This is a genomic window from Sphingomonas sp. Leaf339, from assembly GCF_001426195.1.
In the GTDB taxonomy this organism is placed as follows: domain Bacteria; phylum Pseudomonadota; class Alphaproteobacteria; order Sphingomonadales; family Sphingomonadaceae; genus Sphingomonas.
The window spans coordinates 380,932-399,881 of sequence record NZ_LMRS01000012.1; the positions used below are offsets into that span (position 1 = coordinate 380,932).

The window sequence follows — 18,950 nt, forward strand, 5'->3', positions numbered from 1 at the left end:
GGGTGCGGTATGGCGGAGTCGGATGCGCGGGCGGCGGTCAATTTTCTGCTGCGGACGGCGCGTAACAATGCGGGGCTGGAGTCGCTCGAACTGCCCGGCGCAGGGGACGAAGCGTCCGTGACCAACTTCGAGTCACTGCCCGATGCGCATAAGAGCGCGGTGGAGGGGGCGGCGGCAAAACTCGATCGGCCCGACCAGATGACGCCGAACGAGCATTTCGCGCTGGAAGCGATCATCATTCCCGATCGGCGGCCGGCGATCCTGATCGCGAACGACGATTACACGGTGACCCACCGGGACTGGCTGCACCTGAACGATCCGGGGGTGCGGGCGCTCATCAAGCCGGCGATTCCGGCGATCGGGCGGCTGGAACTGCCGGATCGCCACGACATCCCTTATGGCGGCACCGCCTTTCTGGTCGGGCCGGGCCTGGTGATGACGAACCGGCATGTCGCCGAACTGTTCGTCGATGGCGCCGGGCGCGGCCTGTCATTCAGACCCGGCGCCAGTGCAGCGATGAACTTCGTCGAGGAGGCCGGGCGGCAGGTGCCGCAGCGTTACCGGATCACGTCGGTGGTTCTCGTCCATCCCTATTGGGACATGGCGCTGTTGAAGGTGGCCGATGTGCCGTTCGCGCCACTGACGCTGTCGGCGGCCGATCCGGAGGGACCGGAGGACGAGATCGTCGTGATCGGATACCCCGCATTCAATCCCCGCTTCAGCCGAGCGATACAGGATCAGGTGTTCGGCGGCGTGTACGACGTGAAGCGGCTGCAACCGGGCCATCGCCTGCCGCGCCGTGCCGTCGACAGTTTCGGGAAAAGCGTCAACGCATCGACGCATGATGCCTCCACACTGGGCGGCAATTCCGGGTCCGCGGTGGTGTCGGTCCGGACGGGGCAGGTCGTCGGGCTGCATTTCGGTGGCGCCTATCTCGACACCAACTATGCGGTGCCGGCGCGCGATCTGGCGCTGGATGCGCAACTGGTGGACGCGGGGCTGAGCTTCGCCGCGCCAAGGCCCGCGCCGGGCAGCGGGGCGTGGGACGGATGGTGGCAAGGCGTCGAGACGCCGGCTGTCGTGGCGGCGCCAGCCACGCCAGCGGTGCCGCCCCCTACCCCGGTCGCCACGACGGTCGGCACGACCACCGCCAGCATCACAATTCCGCTGACGATCACCGTGTCGCTGGGCGATCTGGCCCCAACCGCCATCACGACGGAGAGCGTCACGCTCGAACGCGCGGTGATGCCGTGGCACGACGAAAATTACGCCGACCGACAAGGATATGACCCAGATTTTCTGGGCTTTCCCATACCGCTGCCGACCGCATTCGGTCCGGGTGGGCTGGCGCGGATGAGCGATGGCGCGACGGCCATTCCCTATACGCATTTCTCGATTGCGATGCATGCAGGGCGGCGGCTGGCGTTGTTCACTGCGTCGAACGTCCGTCGTGATCCGGCAGGGCGCGGGTCCGCCGACGGGCGCGACGATCTCGGCGGGTTGGGCGTCGGCGATACGGAGCGGTGGTTCCCCGATCCCCGCCTGCGCGGCGTCGAGCAACTCCCCGACCGGTTCTTCACGCAGGACCGGGGAGCCTTCGACAAGGGGCATCTAGTGCGGCGCGCTGATGTGGTCTGGGGCGAGACCTTTGACGAACGCCGCCGGGCGAATGGCGATACCTATCACGTCACCAATTGCTCGCCGCAGGTGGCCGACTTCAACCGGCCGCGCGGGACCGACAATTGGGGCGATCTGGAAAACGCGGTGCTGAAACAGGCGACGACACAGCGCCTGACGGTCTTCGCGGGGCCGGTGCTGGCCGCAGACGATCCGCCGTTCCGGGGCGTCGACGATGCAGGCGCCGTGACAGTCGCGATCCCGCGTGCGTTCTGGAAGGTGATCGTCGCGCCCGATGGAGCGGGCATCGGCGCCTATGGCTTCCTGCTGGAACAGGATCTGACCGGGGTGGCGACGGAGGCGTTGCAGTTCGACGCGCACTGGCGCCGGTCGATCGTCGATCTCGCGACGCTCGAGAAACGGATCGGCCACCTGACCTTGCCCGATATTTTGCATGATGCCGATCGCGGCAGAACCAGCGCGGGATATGCGATCGCCGCCGCGGCGGGGATTACGGCATGACACTGGGTCAGGGCGACGATGCCGGTGCCACGCTCGTCTCGGCGATCCTGTCTGCCTATGACAAACCGCGCCTGTCTAGCCTGTTGCGGTTCAAGGGCGGACTGATCCTGGAAAACGAGGTCAACACCGAGGCGCCGTTCCGCCGCGTTGTCGAAAACCTGACCGTGTTGCTGGATCAACAAGGAGACACCGAACGCTTCCTGGCGCTGGCGTTCGCTGACCGGCCGGGCAATCCCCTGTTACAGACACTGGCGGCGGCGCATGGTCTGACGGCGACGACGACCGATCGGACGGAGACGATGCCTCCCCCGGCGACGGCCGCCGAATATGTCGCGGCGGCGCAGGCGGCACTGCCCGCCGATCCCGCCGTCGCCGCGCTGGCCGGCAAGCTGGAGGGGCCTGCACCGGCACCGCATGCCAGTCTGGAAGCGCTGGTCGCCCGACGATCGAAGCTGATCGATTTCGGCCGCTTCCTGACCGGTCTGGAAAAGGTGATGCCGCGCATCTGTCGCATCGGCGTGCCCGGTTCGGCCGGCACCGGCTTTCTGGTCGGGACCGATCTGGTGCTGACCAACTACCACGTCGTCCAGGGGCTGATCCGTGACGATTACACGTTCGATCAGGTGGTGTGCGAATTCGATTTCAACAGCGATGTGGCCCAGACCCAACGGATCGGCGTCACTACCAAGCCCGACCATTTCTCCCCCTACAGCACCAGCGATATGTCGGGGACGGGCGAGCCTGCGGCGAACGAACTGGATTATGCGCTGCTGCATCTGGCGCAGCCAATCGGCGGTGGCGATCGTGGTTTCTATCCGCTCGATGCGACCCCACGCCTGTTGTCGGTCGGCGATTTCATGTTTGTGTCGCAACATGCCGCCGGGCAATTGCTGTCGCTGGCGATGGGGACGATCACCGACTTTCCGGGCAAGGCGCTGCGGCTTCGTTACGACGTGACGACCGGGCCAGGATCGTCGGGGTCGCCCTGCTTCTCGTCCGAGCTCGATCTCGTTGGCCTGCACCATGCCGCACAGGCGACGATCGCGCCGACATATAATCAGGCTGTGCCGATCTGGCTGGTGGCACGAGATATCGCGGCTGCAGGCAAAGTGCCGTGACGCAACTGGGCGACACCGTCATCGGGACACTGACCGACGTGATCGCCTTGTCGTTCGGCGATGCGGAGGACGCGTTCTGGGCGGCGTGCCGGACGCAGGATGCACAGATCCGCAACGAAGTCGCCGATGCCGGATTTCGGGTCGAGGTCGGTGCCGCGCTGACTTTTCTCGACGGCGTGCAGCAGGCGGCGCCGGTGCTCGGCCCATTGCTGCTGGCGCGCCCGGCCGATGCGAGCCTTCGCAAGGCGATAGGGGCCGCGCATCCGCCAGCGTTGGTGGCCGTTAGCGAGGAGCGGTTCGCGCTCGAAGCGATGATCGGGGCCACGCTGACCAGCGTGCAGGCCCTGACGCTGCGCACCAGTCTCGACCAGATCGACGCGCTGATGGCGGCGGTGACGGCGTACAAGGGGATGCACGATGCGCTGCACGTGCTCCAGCCGCTATTGCCGCTGATGCGCAGCGCGGCACTGGCCAAGCCGCGCTGGCCCGAACTGCGCGTCTACACGATGCTGTTCCGCCAGCAACTGACGCGGATCGACACCGCCATCGCGGACCTTAACCGGGCGGGTGTGGTGCGGTTACTGGAGTTCCGCACGGCGATGGGCGGGGCGATCGACGCGATCGACGCGGCCCTGGCGGCGGGCGATGCTTATGCGCTGAACGACGCCGCCAGCGAGTTGGCCGCCAGTGTCGACGAGGGGCTGAACAGCGTCGACGTATCGATGCTCAATACCGCGCAGGACGCGAACCAGCCGTTCACGCTGGCGCTGCAATTCTTCACGCCGCTCGTCCAATCGACCGCAGGCACGCGATTCGAGGCGCTCATCACCTCGTATGTCGCCTTTGCCGATCAGGTGTCGCGCGAATTGATCGCGGCGATCGCCGAACATGGCCGGTGGCAGCGGCTGGACCGGCAGTTCGACCTGCTCCAGCGGATCGTGGTGGAGAACCAGCCCGGCGCGCCCGGCGATATCGACCGCATCTGGCGACTGACGTTGCGCGAATTGACGCAGGTCTGTGGGGCGCAGCCCGTATCCGACTGGGCATCGCCGATCGTGCAGTTGATCGCGCTGGCGACCGTCGACCTGAAACCCCCGGTCGCGCCGCCGCTGATCGACGCCGCGCGCGACCGGATCAGCGAGTTGATCTCAAACGGGCGCAGCCGGTTTATGGCCGTGGACCAATCCTTGCTCGCCTGGCTGGGGCGGTCGGTGCAGAAACGGCCCGAACTGATCGCCCTGTTGAAGGGAGAAGTCGGCCATGGTTGATGGAAGCCTCGCTCCGATCGGGTTCGAGGCTTTGTGCCTGCGCCACGGTCAGTTGCTCGATGCGCAGGCCGACGATCACCTCGACCGGGAAGCGGCGGCGGTGTTCGTGGCGGATGCGGCAGCGGCGGGCGTGCAGATCGAATCGGTCGGAGACCGGGATGCGATCCGCTCGATGATAAACTATTGGACCGCGACGCTCGCCCGGCTGCCGGACGACACCGCCTCGGCCAGTACCGGCAGTGCCACCCTGTCACCCGTTTCCGCCCCGACGCCCGTGGTGCGGCCTATCCTGGCAACGTTCGATGCCGCGCAGTCGCCGGTGCTGGACGAACAGGCCAATCCGTTCGTCGGACTCGCTGCGTTCGATGCGCCGGATTCGACGAAGTTCTTCGGGCGCGACAAGGTCGTCGCCGATCTGCTCCAGCACGTGCTGGCCGCGCCGCTGGTCGTCATCAGCGGCGCATCCGGCACCGGCAAGTCGTCGCTGGTCCGCGCCGGGCTGGTCGCGGCGGTGCGTCACGAGCCGACGGGGGCGGATTGGGTCGTCGCGGTCGTGTCGCCGGGCCGCGATCCCGTTGCAAGTCTCGCCAGGGCGCTGGCACCAGCGGGCATCGGCGAAAGCGCCTGGGTCGAACATTTCCGCCAACAGGTCGATGCCGCCCCCGCCAGTACCGGACAGATCGTCGCCGCGCGGATGGCGACGGCCAGCCTGATGCTGATCATCGATCAAATGGAGGAGCTGTTCAGCCTCTGCCAACCCGAAGAGCGCGACCGGGCGGCGCAGGCGATCGCGGCGATCGCCGATCTGCCGCGCGCGCATGTCGTGGTGACGATCCGCGACGAGTATCTGGAAAACGAACGCGCCGCTCGCGTCCTGCCGATGCTCGATCTGGCCGCCGCCCCCGAATTCCGCGTACCGCCGCTTCAGATCGACGATATCCGCGCCGCCATCGTCGCACCCGCTGCGCAGGTCGGGCTGGTCTTTCAGGACGGTGTGGTCGATCGAATCGTCGCCGATGTCGGCACCGATCCGGCGGCACTGCCGCTGCTGCAATATGCGCTGCTCAGGCTGTGGAAACGGCGCGATGGCAACCGGATCACGATGGCGACCTATGACGAGGTCGGCGGGCCATCGACCGCACTGTCGAACGCCGCGCAGGAAATCTATAACGGGCTGGGCAGCACGCAGGCGAAGGAGAATTGCCGCGTCATTTTCCAGCAACTGGTGCGCCCGTCACTGCTGTACGAATTCGTTCGTGACCGGGTGACGCGGGGTGAGCTGGAACGCCTGTTGCCGCCCGACAGCATCCGCACGATCCTAACCCCGTTCGTCGCCGCCGCGCTGATCCGCGTCACGCCGGGCAGCGACCGGGGGGCAGACCGCATCGAGATCGTCCATGAGGCACTGATCCGCAACTGGGACCTCCTGCGCCGCTGGTCGTTCGAAGTGCGCGATCAGGAGCGCGCCTATCTGTCGCTCGACGCGCAGGCACAGCGATGGACGGCATCTGGCCGCGCGCTCGGACACCTGTTGTTCGGCCGGGCGTTGCGCGAGGCGGAGGCGATCCGCGAGGATTACCGACAGCGGGCGCGCGTCGATCCGGTCAGCGACCGGCGCGTCGACCTGTTTCTGAAACGTGCGCGCTCGATCCAGCAACGGGTCTGGAGCGGACTGACGATCGCGGCGTTCATCGCGATCGCGCTAGTCGCCGGCATCTTCATGCTGAAGTATCACAATCGCAACGTGGTCGCCCGGCAGCAGCGGCAGTTATCCAGTCTGACGAGTACCACCGCCAAACTGAGCGAAGCCGCCGCCAGCCTGACCGCGCAGGCGGACGCATCCAGCATCGATGACGATGCCGGACGACAGTTCATCCAGATGCTGGTCAGCCGCGGCGCGGTCCCGCCCGGCGAATTGCCCGCCGCGTTTGCCGGCATGACCGATACCGCCGCGCCCTGGCCGCGATCGGGCCGCGCGCCGCGCTATGGCGCCGACTTCCTCGGCACCGGCGCAGCGATCGATCCGCGGGTGATCGCGACCGGGCTGGTTCGCCTCGATCTCGACAACATGCGCGTGTTCTTCGATCCGACGAGCGGCGTGCCACGCCTGGTCGTCAGCCAGCTCGATCGCAGCCGAACAGGATCAATGGGTCCGGCCAACGCCCTGTATCGCTGGCCCCGCCTTGACGGTCAGCCGGACGAGGTGGCGCTGGCCCGCGCCGGCATCGTGCTGGCGCATCTGATCGACCGGCGCGAGGTCGCATGGGGGCCGCAGGCGGCATCGGCGACGCAAGGGACCAACCTGATCGCGACGATGCAGCCGCTCTATGCGACGGGCGCACGGGGGGCGCCGCTGGCCGCATGGCCGGCGACGCTGGCATGGATGCGTTTGAGCCATAATCCACAGGCGAGCCGCATCATCTATTATACCGGCGCGGTGGCCGGCGATGGCCCGGTCGGGACCACGATCCCGCGCCTGTTGTGGAAGATCGCGGTATCGCGGGGGGCGGACGGAAAGCTGGTCGCCGATGCAGCGATGTTGCCGGCGCCCTCCGTACCCGGCGACCTGCCCGGCCGCACGACCATCGGCGCGATCGCCACCGCCACGAAGATCGATTTTCGCGCATTACAGGCGGCGCTGGCGATGGACGTGCCGGCATCCGGTGGCGGCAATGCGGGGGTGCCCGTGGCCATGACAGGCCCGACCGCCCCGGCGCGGGTGTATATCGAGGTGAAGGATGTCGACCCCGACCACGCCGCCGCGATCCGCGCCTCGCTGGCCGGCGAAGGCTTCGTCGTACCCCGCGTCGAACGGGTCGATCCGTGCATCGAGGTGCCGGAGTTGCGCTATTATTTCCGCCAGGATGCCGAAGCCGCGGCGCGCGCGTCGAGCATCGCCGGTGCCGCCATCGGCGCGGCGGGTTTGGGACCGGGCACGGTGACGATCAAGCGGCTCGATCCCGGTCGCTATAAGTCGGCGCGGCCCGGCACGCTGGAATTGTGGCTCTGCGGCACGGGCACCGCGGCGAAGAACTGACCGTGCGGCACCTTACAAGCAGGGGACATCGGACATGACACTCAGGATCGAAAAGCCGGTTGTGATCGAACAGAAGGGCGTCGTGCTGGAGGGCGTGCCCGGTGCCACCGCGGCACCCGCCATGGCAGTCGCGGGCGACGATTGGGGAACACGGATCGCCAAGCTGGTCCCGGCTGAGGCGCTCGGCCTGTACGGATCGGCGGTTGCCCTGGTGCAGACGCCATCGGCATCGGTGCGGGTGGGGGCGCTGTGGGTGATTGTCGCCATCTGCGCGGTGCTCACGATTTTCATCCGCTATCGATCGACGCTCGATCCGGCGACGGGGCGGCCGCAATGGCCGGCAATCGCGATTTCGCTGGTGTCGTTCATCCTGTGGCTGACCGCGATCGGCGCGCCGACATCGCCGATCGCGCTGCCCGAGGGGCTGGCCTTTGCCGGACCACTGGCGGCGCTGCTATGGGGTGCCGTGCTGCCCTATATCTATCGCGGCGAATGAAGCCGCGTCAGAGCGTTTTCAGATAGGCGAGCAAAGCCTGACGCTGATCGGCGGTCAACGTCGCCGCGCCATAATCATGGCCGATATTGGCGTTGCCCGGTAGCGACGTGTCATAGGTGAAGCCATTGCCCGGCGCATCGTCGCGCGTCGAATACCCGACCAGCGTCGGATCATACATGCGGGTGCCGACCTTGAACGTCTTGTGTCGGCGGGCCGGGGGCAGCAGCAGTTCGTACAGATTGGCGACCGATCCATTGTGCAGGTAAGGTGCGGTCGCCCAGATGCCGTCGAGCGGGCGGGCCTTGTACGCCATGAACGGGCTGTTCGCCTCCAGACAGGCCCGCAGGATTTCCGGGCGCTGGTCGGGCGCTTCGGTGATGACGACACGCGGGCGACCGCCGATGCCAAAGAAGACGCGCGCGGTCTGCCCGATAATCTGGCCCTTCTTGCCCAGCATCGCCCCCTTCACCGTCGTCTCCAGCATTTCGGCGAGCGGGGCATCCGCGCCCAATTTCTCGCCGCCGCCGATGTAACCAGCCGGTGTGCCCGCCAGATTGCCGGTCGCCGATCTGTAGGTGATCGCGTTGCACGCCATCCAGGGATCGGTGGCGTTGGGATCGGTCGCAGTCAGCGGCACCATCGTCACCTTATATGGCGCGGTGCCGGGTTGCGGTGCATGACATGTAGCGCAGTGCACGCCGAACTGCGTCTTGCCGGCGGCGATCATCGCGCGCTTGGCATCGGTATCGTCGATCGCGCCGAATAGCTGCACCGGCCAAGCGGGCGCCTTCAGCGTCGACAGCTGCGTTTCCAGCCGGATCAGATTGTCCGCCCAAAGGCTGGATTTGTAGCCACCCAGGCCGTTGCCCGGCCGCGTCACGACATCGCCGAACACGCCGATGACCTCACCCGAATTGCGCCCCATCGCGCCGTAATCCAGATACCGCCCCCCGCCCAGCGACAGGCGCGCGTTGCTGACGATGCCGTTCCATTGCAGCTTGTCGTGGCGATAGATGTCCCAGATGAACGGATAGCTGACCGGCGCATCGGCGGGATTGGGCGTCGGCTGCGCGGCGCCGGAGAACAGCGCGACTTTGTTGAAGATATGGCCGAACGCATCGACCCGGCCGAAACCATAGCGCAGCGGCGTGGCGTTGATCGTCTCGACCCGGTTCTCCCAGTCGATCAGCTTGCCGAGCGCGGCGCGCAGCAGGTCACGGTTCGCGGAGGTATCGCTGGTCGTCAGCACGGATTTGGCAAAGCGATCGAACTTGGCGGGATCGGTCCGCGTCGCGGTCAGCGCCCGATCGAAATCCTCGACGAAACGCTGGTAATCGAAAAGCGACGGGCCACCATCGATCCGGAGCGACTTGTCGCCGAATTCGATCTGCGCGGTGTGACAGGCCGAGCAGTTGAGGCCGACCCAGCGTTCGCGGCTGGACTGGCCGGTAAACCAGCGCAGCTTCGACACGCCCAGATCGGTGTCGTCATTGTCATCGACCGCGAAGCCCAGCGGCAGGTTATTCTCGGCACCGGGCAACAGTCGATAGCCGGCCAGGTGCGTCGGATCGGCGAAGGGCGCGGGGGCATCGGCCCTCTCCAGTGCCCTGAACCACGCGAGCGGCAACAGACGTGATCCTTGCGTCGCCGAATACCAGTCGCGCTGTTCGGTAGGTGACCAGCCCTGATTCCAGCCGAGCACCGGTTCCTTGCGACCGCAGGCGGCGGCAGTGAAGAAGGTGGCGATAGCGCCAAAGGCGAGCAGCATAGACCCCGAACCGCGTGCGCGTGATATCGTCATGACCTTGCCCCTGCCCCATGTCAGTGGAAAGTCTCATTCTGTCACAGACTGGTCAAGAGAAGCGGCGTATTCCGCCCATCTCTATTCAACAAATATCAACAAAATAGGGTGGACTATTTCGTTCTTATTCCATCCTTTATGATACGATAATTTTATATGTCAAAGTTATCCAATTGATTCATCGAAGGTTTCTTCAATTATTATCTGTTGGTCGTCGAAAATGAAATTTCGAATGCTTGCCGATACTCATCGCTCGAAGGACAATAGGGCCGCGACTCGCCCGAGGGAGAAGACGTGATGCAGTCCAACGACCAATCATCACAGGAGCGAACGATCGACGACCCGGTCGATCCGCACAGCGACGGCGATCTTTCCGCGAGCATGGCTATCGAGGAGTCACCCGCCCGCCAATGGCGGGTGGCAGATGCTCTGCTGGGGCTTCGTCAGGCCGTGAACACCGCTGCCCCCCGGCGTGGCAAGGCGAGCGACGGTACGATCGGCGATCCCGCCCATGCCTCGCGCGCGTCGGACCACAATCCGTGGATCGTCGATGGCGGCGTCGGCGTGGTGACGGGGATGGACATCACGCACGATCCGAACGGCGGCTGCGACGCGCATCGGCTGGCCGACGTGCTGCGCCGGTCGCAGGACCCGCGGATCAGATACGTCATCTCAAACCGGCGGATCGCCAGCGCGCAGCCGAAGGGCGAGGCGCCGGCATGGGCGTGGCGAACATACACCGGGGCCAACGCCCATAATCACCATGCGCATTTCTCGGTCGTCGAAGCGAAGTCGGGATATGACGACGCCCGCGGCTGGCCGATCGAGGCCGCGTTCGTGCAGACCGAGGCCGTCACCACCGGCGACGATCCCGACGAGGCGCTGGCGGAGGTGGAACGCGGTCTGGCCGCCACGATCGCGGCCGCCGCCGATCCGGCCGTGCCACTCCTGCTCAGGCTAACCACGCTGAACGCCAGCGTCGATGCGCTGATCGATGCCTATAACCAGGCGGTGCGCAGCAGCGGTGTCGATCCTGCCAGCCTGATCGAGGAAGCCCCCGCCCCTGCCTTCGACGCCCTGCGCGGACCATATCAAATACTGTTCGACGATTGCCGGGTCCCGGCCACGAAGGCCGGCGTCGTGGCGTGGCACCGCATGATGCTGTTGAAGGGACGGCCGCAATATGAGCGCGTGGCTGCGGCGACGGGGGTGCCGTGGTGGTTCGTCGGCATCGTCCACGCGATGGAGGCGTCATTCAGCTTCACCAGCCACCTGCACAACGGTGATCCCTTATCGGCCCGCACCGTTCAGGTGCCAAGCGGACGACCGACAACCGGCCAGCCGCCCTTCGCCTGGATCGACAGCGCGGTCGATGCGCTGACCGTGGAGGGGTTTGCGGGACAGACCGAATGGTCGGTGCCGCGGGCGCTGTATCGGTGGGAGGCGTATAATGGCTGGGGCTATCGCCGGCCGGCGGTTAACGTTCCGACGCCGTATCTCTGGTCGTTTTCCAACCATTACGACAAGGGCAAGTTCGTGCGGGACGGCGTGTTCGACCGTAATGCGCGATCGGCGCAGTGCGGCGCGGCAGTGATGCTGAAGGCGTTGCAGCGGGCGGGGGACGTCTTGGTGTAGGACGTTATCGCCGTCAGTGAACCTCATACCGATAGCTGAGTTCGGCCGTTGCGCCCGCCGGCAGCGGCACTACCCAGGTCGCGATGCCGCCGACCGGTGTCAGCGCATTTCCGTCCGCCTCGATCTTCTGTCCGGCGCTGCCGATCGGCAGTTCCGCGACGACTGCGAACGGGTTGGCGTTGGTGATCGTCGCCCGGTCCTCGCCCCGGATGATCGATCGCTGCTCGACCAGCACCTGATGGCTGGTGCCCGACGCGATGCGCACCGTCTCGCCGACCGCCTTGTCGGCGATCGTTCCGGTGCCGAGCAACAGCGTACCGCCGGGCCGGTCGAGATAGAGCGACGTGGTGCCGTTCGGCAATGGAAAGCCGAGGCCGTCCTGTTTGCGATTAAGCAGGACAAGCTGTTTGGCGGTCGGGGCGGCCATCAATGTCTGGCCGGGATAGAGCGCCCGGCGATAACGACGCTCGAACGGCACCGTGCCGGATGAAAGCAGCGCGACTTGTTTCTGCGCATTGGCGGCGACGGTGACGCGCTCGGGCACGCGGTACAGCTTCAGATCGCCCAGATCCTCCGGCGGGGGTGGGGGCGGTGGAGGTGGCGGGGCGGGCGGTGGAGGAGGTGGCGGCGCCATGGCCATCATCCGCGATGCGGTCACGACGATCTCGTCCGCCATTTCGAACGCCTCTTCCGGCAAATCCGACGTCGTCGTGCCGAGCGGATAGCAGCGTAGTTCCAGCGCGGCGGCTCGACGCGTCATCTCGGCGGTCGCCCGGCGGTTCAGTCGCCCCGCCACCGCCTGCACCGCCGCGTCGGCGAAGCGTTCGGGATTGGCATTGGCCAGCGTCAGCCACGCCGACAGCGTCAGGCTGCGATCATCCGGCGCGATTGTCGCGACATAGCTGGCGCTCCAGTCGAAACCCGATGCCACATACGACAGCGTCACCGTCGCGGTGCGGGCGGTGGGCGTCACCGTGGCGACGCTGAGCGCCGGTTTCGCAGACAAACCGGCCGGCACGCTGGCGAAGCTCAACCGTTCGGGCAGGCCGGAACAGCGCAGCGTCTCGATCCCCGCCGCCGTCTTCAGTACGATGCCGGGCGTCGGCCCCGCGACAATCGTCGCACTCTCCGATCGCTTCCGGCCCGTCGCCCGGTCGGTTCGCGTCAGCGTGACGTCGCGACCGAGTGTGCCGTCGACCAGCGAGGCCGGCGATAACAGGCGGGCGTCTCGGTTCTTTTCCACGGTGCCGCCGGGCAGGCCATCGATGATCGCACTCACCGGCACGATGCCGGCCGCGACACCCTCGAACCGCAGCACCGCCCGCCCCTTGGGCAGGCGGACCTTGCGGGTTTCGGTGACGAGCGCGAAGCCGCCCAGATTGCGCAGGTCCATCCGGTCCCCCCGCCCACGCCATGGCGCGCGATAGACGGTGATGGCGACACCATCGGCCGTGGGCGAGTTAACGGACGGCGGCGCTGCCGCCACCGATTGCGCCGCCGCCTGCCCGCCGGACAACAGCGCCAGCATCGGCAACGCGCCCAGCCAAGCCGGCGGACGCATCAGTAACGGGTATCGAAGGTCGCGGTGACGATCGTCTGGCCGTTCGCTGGCACCGGCACCTGCCACACGACGGTGGCGGCATTGCGCCGCTCGCTCTTGCGGCTTTCGTCGATGATGCGCGTATCGGTCCAGTCGAGGCCAGCTTGCGTCACTTCTACCGTCACCGGCGTCGCCTTCGCATTGGTCAGGGTATAGCGCATCGCCGTGCGCCAGCGCGTGCCACCCACTTTCGTCCGCGCCGTCACGGTCGGCTGCACCTTCACGTCGAACGCATCGCCGGTGGATAGCGATATCTGCGATCCTTGTGGCGTATGGTCGATCCGGTTCTCGCCGGTGAACTGCGGCTGGCCGCGTGCATCGCGGACATAGACGCGCACGGTCCCCGCCGGCAGTGCATCCCCCAGCCCCGCCGCACCCGAATTGGCGAAGCGCAGAACGCTGGCGGCACTGCGCGGCTCGTCGGCCGATCCCAGCCAGTCGTTCTGGAACGCATAGCCCGAACTGGCCGCCGCGCCCTTCACGTCGAGGAAGCTGACCTGCTTGGTCTGCTTGTCGGCGATCGTCGTGCGCTCCGGTAGCGGATAGAGATAGAAATCGCCCAGTTGCTCGCGCATCGATGTTTCGGTTCCCGCCTGCATCAGGCGACTGGCGCGGCGGGGTGGCCGAGGCTGGTATCCACCCTGATTGCCGTCGCTCGTCACGTCACCGGCGACCAGCAACGTGCGCGCCATCGTGAAGCTCGTGCCGCTGGTGTTACGCAGCGTCACCCATCCCTGCACGTCGATGCGGCCGCTCTTCTGGTCGAACAGCGCGACATAATCCGCATTCCACCCCAGCCCGCGGCTCAGATACGACAGCGTCGCCGGCCGCGTGCCGGATCGGGTGATGGCCAGCGTCACCGACAGCGTCGGGCGCGCGCGCAGTGAGTCGGGCACCTTGTCGAAGATCGCGCGCACCGGCAGGCCGTCGTCGCGCAGCACCTCGATCCGGTCGCCGATCTGCAACACGACGCCGCCGTTGACCGCCAGCACCTTCGCCCGCTCGCGCGTCTCGGCACCGGTCGCCGGATTGGTCCGCAGCAATGTGATCGTCTCACCCACCGCCTTTTCCATCAGGCTGGTCGGGCTGAGGAGGTCGTAATCGAAATTCTGTTCGACGATCGCGGCATCGGCGACGTTCAGCGAGACGGTTTCCGGACGGATGGCGGCGCTGACATCGGGAAAATTCTGCCTGACCCGACCACTGCCCAGCGTCAGTGGCCGCACGTCTTGGATCAGTGCGATGTCGTTGTTATAGATCGTGACGGACACATCGCCCTGCCCCGCCGTTGCCGGTCCCGGTGCGACCTGTTGCGGTGCCTCCTGCGCCGCGGCAGCCCCCGGCGCGATCAGCATGGCCCAGATCGCTGTCATTGCCCGCATCACATTCTCTCCCCGTTTGCGCCGGGTTTTGCACGCCGCCGGTTCGCCCGCAATGGCGCAGGGGGCGATCCGAAACGGCTTGAGGGGATCGGGCGCGTTTTGCGTATAACGACATGGAAATGGAGTGCGTGATGCCCGACCCGATCGACCGCGCGGCGACCCTGATCGCCGCTCTATCCCCAGCACCGCTCGATGGACTGGAGTCGCGCGTCTTTGCCGCGATCGAGGTTCGCGCACGGGAAGCGACCGCGGCACGGCGCGTCGGCTTGTGGTCCGTGGCGGCGGCGCTGACGATCGGCCTGACTGGCGGTAGCTTGGCGGGCGGCGCGGTGGCGGCACGGGTGGCCAGCCCAATCGGTGTCGACGCGATGCTCGCCCCCTCCACCCTGTTGCTCGGCCGATGAACCGTACTTTGCTAACCATCATCCTCGCGCTGCTGGCGGCGATGGCGGGCGCGTTTATCGGCTGCCGGATCATGATGCCGGCCGCGACGCAAGGCACCGAAATCCACGCCCTGCTGCACTGCACGATCGCGCTTGATCCAGACCAGGAAGCACGGATCAATGCACTGGAGGCCGGTTTCGCGATTAAGCGCGCGGGGCTGGAAGCGCAGTTGCGCCGCGACAATGCCGCACTCGCCGTCGCGATCGATCAGGAGCATCAGAACGGCCCCCGCGTCGCCGATGCCATCGACCGATCGCACCACACGATGGGCGCGCTGCAAAAAGCCACGCTGGCGCATGTCTTCGCGATGCGGCGGGTTCTGCGGCCCGATCAGGCGGCGGCGTTCGACCGGGTCGTGGTGCGGGCGCTGACCGCCACTTCGTGAACGATGCGCTGGCCCGGCTCGACGATCGCGATCTTGTCCTGCGTAGTCGCCGCGGTGAGGATGCTGCATTCGCGGTCCTGATGACGCGGTACAAGCAGCCGCTCTATCGCCTGATCGTCGCGCAGATAGGCGACGCGGACGAGGCGCTGGACCAATTGCAGGAAACGTTCATCGCCGCGCATGGCGCACTCGCCCGGTTCGATACGGACCGGTCGCTGCGCGCTTGGCTGGCGCGGATCGCGATCAACAAATGCCGCGACCATGCGCGGCGCCGGCGGGTGCGGCGGTTCCTGGCGCGCGTCCTACCGATTGAAAGCGGGGAACAGGTGCTCGATACGGCGGCGGATACCGAGGGACGCGCGATCGACCGTCAGCATCTCGCCCACGCGATAGCCGCGATCGGGCGATTGCCGGCGACACTGCGAGATCCCTTGCTGCTTTGTACCGTCGACGAACTGAGCCAGGCAGAGGCGGCTGAGGCGCTGGGCATCAGTGTGAAGGCGGTCGAGACTCGCATCCGTCGCGCCCGCGCCGCGCTGGCCCCACATCGCGTCCCGATCTGATAATTGGTGAGGGCTGGACAGCCGCCCTGCGTATGAGAACGAAAGCATCCATTCCGATCCAGCCATCAGGATATTCATGACCGCTCTATCCCGTCGCCGATTCTTGCGTGACGCTGGCCTCGGCGCCGGGGCGCTGACGGTGCCGTGGCTGCCGGCCTGGGCGCAGCCGGTGTCGGCCGGCATCGCCACGCCGCTGCCCACCGTGGCGGGTGACACGATCGCGTTGCGCGTCGCGCATCAGATGATGATGATCGACGGCAAGCCGTCGCACGCCATCGGCCTGAACGGCACCGTCCCCGGCCCGCTGATCCGCCTGCGCGAGGGGCAGACCGTCAGGATCGCTGTCACCAACGATCTGGACGAGGAAACCTCGATCCACTGGCACGGCCTGTTGCTGCCGTTCCAGATGGATGGCGTGCCCGGCATCAGCTTTCCCGGCATTCCGGCGCGATCGACCTTGACGTATGAATTTCCGCTGATCCAGGCAGGCACCTATTGGTATCACAGCCATTCCGGCCTGCAGGAGCAGATGGGGCATTACGGCCCGATCGTCGTCGATCCGAAGGGCATCGATCCCGTCGCGTCGAATCGCGAGCATGTCATCGTGCTGTCCGACCACAGCCCGCTTCATCCGCACGTGATCTTCAAAAAGCTGAAACAACAGGGCGGCTATTTCAATTACCAGAAGCAGACTCTCGCCGGCCTTTTGGCGGGTCGCGACCAACCGCTGGCGGACCGCACGATGTGGGGCGGTATGCGGATGGACCCGGCCGACGTGTCGGACGTGACCGGATCGACCTATACCTATCTGGTCAACGGTCATGGCCCGGCGGACAACTGGACCGCGCTGTTCCAGCCGGGTGAGCGGTTGCGGCTGCGCATCGTCAACGCATCGGCGATGACCAATTTCAACGTCCGCATTCCTGGGTTGAAGCTCACGATCGTGCAGGCGGACGGGATGAACGTGCGGCCGGTGACGGTCGACGAATTCCAGATTGCGGTGGCCGAAACCTATGATGTGATCGTCGAGCCGGTCGCCGCGGAGGCGTACACGATCGTGGCGGAGGCGTGGGACCGATCGGGCATGGCCCGCGCCACGCTGGCCCCGCGTGTCGGGATGGTCGCGGCCGTGCCGGCGTTGCGGACCCGGCCGCTGGCGACGATGACCGACATGGGCATGGGGAGCATGGCCGGGATGGACCACGGCCCGATGGCGGGCATGGATCACGCCGCGCCCGCCGCCGACGCTTGCCCGCCCGAACATGCGAAGATGGGCCATTGCACGCCCGCCGCCGCTGCCAGCGCGCAGGCGGGCCACGACATGGCCGGCATGAGTCATTCGATGCGTGACTTCGCCATCGCGCCGACCCTGCCGAAGACACCGACCGTGCAGACGATCTCGCCGATGCCGATGGACCGCACCGGCGAACCGCCCCAGGGCCTGGTCGGCACCGGCCACAAGGTCCTCGTCTATCGCGACCTGATCGCGCTCGATCGCAATCCCGATCCGCGCGCGCCGTCGCGACAGATGCAGATCCACCTGACCGGCAACATGGAACGATATATGTGGGCGTTCGACGGCGTGAAGCTGAACGAGGTGAAGGCGCCGATCCCCTTCCGTCTGGGCGAACGCGTGCGCGTGACGCTGGTCAACGACACGATGATGGCGCATCCGATCCACCTGCACGGCCATTTCTTCGAACTGGTGACGGGGCATGGCGACCACAGCCCGCGCAAGCACACGATCAACGTCGCGCCCGGCGGCACCGCGACGTTCGACCTGACCGCCGATGCGGTCGGCGACTGGGCGTTCCACTGCCACATGCTCTATCACATGCACGCCGGCATGATGCAGGTCGTCAGCGTCCGGCCCGATCCCGTTGCGGGAGCGCCGGCATGATCCGCGCGCTGCTCGCCACCACCGCGATCGCGGTGACGTCACCGGCGTTCGCGCAGTCGATGGATCACATGCACATGCCCGGCATGGCGATGCCCGCCGCGCCCAAGGCAGAAAAGCCGAAATCGAAAAAAGCCACGGCCAAGCCTGTACGTCGCACACCGGCGACTTCGCGGAAAGCTACTCCAAAAGCCTCCAGCACCGGACATGCGATGCCGGATATGGCAAATGGCTGCGCACCGGAACATGCCGCCATGGGACATTGCACGCCAGCCGCCGCACCCGCCACGTCGACCAATGAAGCCATACCATCGATGCCCGGCATGGCCATGTCGCCAACCGACTCCTGCCCGCCGGAACACGCGGCGATGGGCCACTGCAAGCCCGCCGCCACAGCACCCGTCGGTACCGACCAACCCGCCGGCAACGCACCGCGGCCCGCCGCGCCCACCGACTCCGCCGCCGCGCGCTTCCATGATCCCGCCGCCATGGCCGCGAGCAGTGCCTTCATGCGCCGTGAACATGGCGGCATGCGGTTCAGCCAAGTGATCTTCAACATCGCCGAAGCGCAGGTCAAGAAAGGCCGCGACGGCTATCGCTGGGACGGCGAGGGCTGGTTCGGTGGCGACATCCACCGCCTCGTCATGAAAAGCGAGGGTGAGGGATCGTTTGGCCGGCGGCTCGACGGGGCCGAGGTACAGGCGCTCTATTCGCGCGCTATCGGCCCTTACTTCGACCTGCAGGGCGGTGTGCGCCAGGATCTGGGCCGGGGTGCGAAGCTAACCTATGCCACCATCGGTGTCGAGGGACTCGCCCCCTATTGGTTCGAAGTCGAGGGTGCACTGTTCCTGTCCGACAAGGGCGACGTGCTCGGCCGGGTCGAGGCGTATTACGACCAGCGCATCACCCAACGCCTGATCGCGCAACCCCGGCTGGAGCTGAACCTCGCCGCACACGACATGCCCGGCAGCCGTATCGGATCGGGCCTGTCGAACGCCGAGCTCGGCCTGCGCCTGCGCTACGAGATCAAACGCGAATTCGCGCCTTATGTCGCCGTATCATGGGAGCGGCGATACGGCGACACCGCCCGCTATGCCCGCGCACGAGGCGATGACACGGGCGGGTTCGCGCTGGCGCTGGGCGTGCGCGCCTGGTTCTGAACAGGTCCCCGGCGGGCCGGGGAAC

At 66.6% G+C, this 18,950-nt stretch carries 14 protein-coding genes; 11 read left to right on the forward strand and 3 right to left on the reverse strand.

Features of this window, described 5'->3' with window-relative positions:
- Window positions 1-9: 9 nt before the first annotated feature.
- The 5 genes from ASG67_RS08585 to ASG67_RS08605 are packed head-to-tail and all read left to right on the forward strand — an operon-like array spanning window position 10 to window position 8,058.
- Window positions 10-2,139, forward strand: a complete 2,130-nt coding sequence (locus ASG67_RS08585) for a DNA/RNA non-specific endonuclease (RefSeq protein ID WP_056528332.1) — start codon at window positions 10-12, stop codon at window positions 2,137-2,139.
- On the forward strand, window positions 2,136-3,257 hold the full coding sequence (locus tag ASG67_RS08590; RefSeq protein WP_056528335.1) for a trypsin-like peptidase domain-containing protein: 1,122 nt from the start codon (window positions 2,136-2,138) through the stop codon (window positions 3,255-3,257). The genes ASG67_RS08585 and ASG67_RS08590 overlap by 4 nt, the downstream gene beginning before the upstream one ends.
- Entirely contained in the window at window positions 3,254-4,525 is a 1,272-nt protein-coding gene (locus ASG67_RS08595; RefSeq protein WP_056528338.1) for a hypothetical protein, read from the forward strand. The genes ASG67_RS08590 and ASG67_RS08595 overlap by 4 nt, the downstream gene beginning before the upstream one ends.
- Complete coding sequence (locus tag ASG67_RS08600) at window positions 4,518-7,562, forward strand: ATP-binding protein (protein WP_056528341.1); 3,045 nt, start codon at window positions 4,518-4,520, stop codon at window positions 7,560-7,562. The genes ASG67_RS08595 and ASG67_RS08600 overlap by 8 nt, the downstream gene beginning before the upstream one ends.
- 34 nt (window positions 7,563-7,596) lie before the next feature.
- Entirely contained in the window at window positions 7,597-8,058 is a 462-nt protein-coding gene (locus ASG67_RS08605) for a hypothetical protein (RefSeq protein ID WP_056528344.1), read from the forward strand.
- A gap of 7 nt (window positions 8,059-8,065) precedes the next feature.
- Here the strand turns inward: ASG67_RS08605 and ASG67_RS08610 are convergent, their stop codons facing one another.
- Window positions 8,066-9,859 carry a di-heme-cytochrome C peroxidase gene (locus ASG67_RS08610; RefSeq protein ID WP_156460714.1) on the reverse strand — a complete coding sequence of 598 codons (1,794 nt, stop codon included), beginning with the start codon at window positions 9,857-9,859 and terminating at the stop codon, window positions 8,066-8,068.
- Window positions 9,860-10,156: 297 nt separating this feature from the next.
- Between ASG67_RS08610 and ASG67_RS18825 the strand changes: the two genes are divergently transcribed.
- The gene (locus ASG67_RS18825; protein WP_156460715.1) at window positions 10,157-11,494 is read left to right on the forward strand and encodes a hypothetical protein; all 1,338 of its coding nucleotides are present in this window, start codon (window positions 10,157-10,159) and stop codon (window positions 11,492-11,494) included.
- Between the two features lie 13 nt (window positions 11,495-11,507).
- Here the strand turns inward: ASG67_RS18825 and ASG67_RS08620 are convergent, their stop codons facing one another.
- Both ASG67_RS08620 and ASG67_RS08625 read right to left on the reverse strand, forming a co-directional pair.
- Entirely contained in the window at window positions 11,508-13,055 is a 1,548-nt protein-coding gene (locus ASG67_RS08620) for a DUF4139 domain-containing protein (protein WP_156460716.1), read from the reverse strand.
- Window positions 13,055-14,476, reverse strand: coding sequence for a DUF4139 domain-containing protein (locus ASG67_RS08625; RefSeq protein ID WP_056528349.1), 1,422 nt, complete (start codon window positions 14,474-14,476; stop codon window positions 13,055-13,057). Before ASG67_RS08625 ends, ASG67_RS08620 begins: the two co-directional genes overlap by 1 nt.
- Before the next feature lie 131 nt (window positions 14,477-14,607).
- Between ASG67_RS08625 and ASG67_RS08630 the strand changes: the two genes are divergently transcribed.
- From ASG67_RS08630 to ASG67_RS08650, 5 genes are all read left to right on the forward strand, one after another.
- Window positions 14,608-14,880: a hypothetical protein gene (locus tag ASG67_RS08630; protein ID WP_156460717.1), complete on the forward strand. Its 273-nt coding sequence runs from the start codon at window positions 14,608-14,610 to the stop codon at window positions 14,878-14,880.
- Window positions 14,877-15,305, forward strand: a complete 429-nt coding sequence (locus ASG67_RS08635) for a periplasmic heavy metal sensor (protein ID WP_056528355.1) — start codon at window positions 14,877-14,879, stop codon at window positions 15,303-15,305. Before ASG67_RS08630 ends, ASG67_RS08635 begins: the two co-directional genes overlap by 4 nt.
- Complete coding sequence (locus ASG67_RS08640; protein ID WP_056528358.1) at window positions 15,302-15,868, forward strand: RNA polymerase sigma factor; 567 nt, start codon at window positions 15,302-15,304, stop codon at window positions 15,866-15,868. Before ASG67_RS08635 ends, ASG67_RS08640 begins: the two co-directional genes overlap by 4 nt.
- Window positions 15,869-15,944: 76 nt before the next feature.
- Window positions 15,945-17,768 (forward strand): copper resistance system multicopper oxidase, encoded by a 1,824-nt coding sequence (locus tag ASG67_RS08645; protein WP_082543396.1) that lies wholly within the window; start codon window positions 15,945-15,947, stop codon window positions 17,766-17,768.
- The gene (locus ASG67_RS08650) at window positions 17,765-18,925 is read left to right on the forward strand and encodes a copper resistance protein B (RefSeq protein ID WP_056528361.1); all 1,161 of its coding nucleotides are present in this window, start codon (window positions 17,765-17,767) and stop codon (window positions 18,923-18,925) included. The genes ASG67_RS08645 and ASG67_RS08650 overlap by 4 nt, the downstream gene beginning before the upstream one ends.
- Window positions 18,926-18,950: the final 25 nt, after the last annotated feature.

Bases quoted from the DNA above. Each gene is read 5' to 3' on its own strand.
- ASG67_RS08605 (WP_056528344.1), top strand. From the start codon at position 7,597: ATGACACTCAGGATCGAAAAGCCGGTTGTGATCGAACAGAAGGGCGTC.
- ASG67_RS08630 (WP_156460717.1), top strand. From the start codon at position 14,608: ATGCCCGACCCGATCGACCGCGCGGCGACCCTGATCGCCGCTCTATCC.
- ASG67_RS08600 (WP_056528341.1), top strand. From the start codon at position 4,518: ATGGTTGATGGAAGCCTCGCTCCGATCGGGTTCGAGGCTTTGTGCCTG.
- ASG67_RS08625 (WP_056528349.1), bottom strand. From the start codon at position 14,476: ATGCGGGCAATGACAGCGATCTGGGCCATGCTGATCGCGCCGGGGGCT.
- ASG67_RS08645 (WP_082543396.1), top strand. From the start codon at position 15,945: ATGACCGCTCTATCCCGTCGCCGATTCTTGCGTGACGCTGGCCTCGGC.
- ASG67_RS08590 (WP_056528335.1), top strand. From the start codon at position 2,136: ATGACACTGGGTCAGGGCGACGATGCCGGTGCCACGCTCGTCTCGGCG.
- ASG67_RS08610 (WP_156460714.1), bottom strand. From the start codon at position 9,859: ATGACGATATCACGCGCACGCGGTTCGGGGTCTATGCTGCTCGCCTTT.
- ASG67_RS08585 (WP_056528332.1), top strand. From the start codon at position 10: ATGGCGGAGTCGGATGCGCGGGCGGCGGTCAATTTTCTGCTGCGGACG.
- ASG67_RS08620 (WP_156460716.1), bottom strand. From the start codon at position 13,055: ATGCGTCCGCCGGCTTGGCTGGGCGCGTTGCCGATGCTGGCGCTGTTG.
- ASG67_RS08635 (WP_056528355.1), top strand. From the start codon at position 14,877: ATGAACCGTACTTTGCTAACCATCATCCTCGCGCTGCTGGCGGCGATG.
- ASG67_RS18825 (WP_156460715.1), top strand. From the start codon at position 10,157: ATGCAGTCCAACGACCAATCATCACAGGAGCGAACGATCGACGACCCG.
- ASG67_RS08650 (WP_056528361.1), top strand. From the start codon at position 17,765: ATGATCCGCGCGCTGCTCGCCACCACCGCGATCGCGGTGACGTCACCG.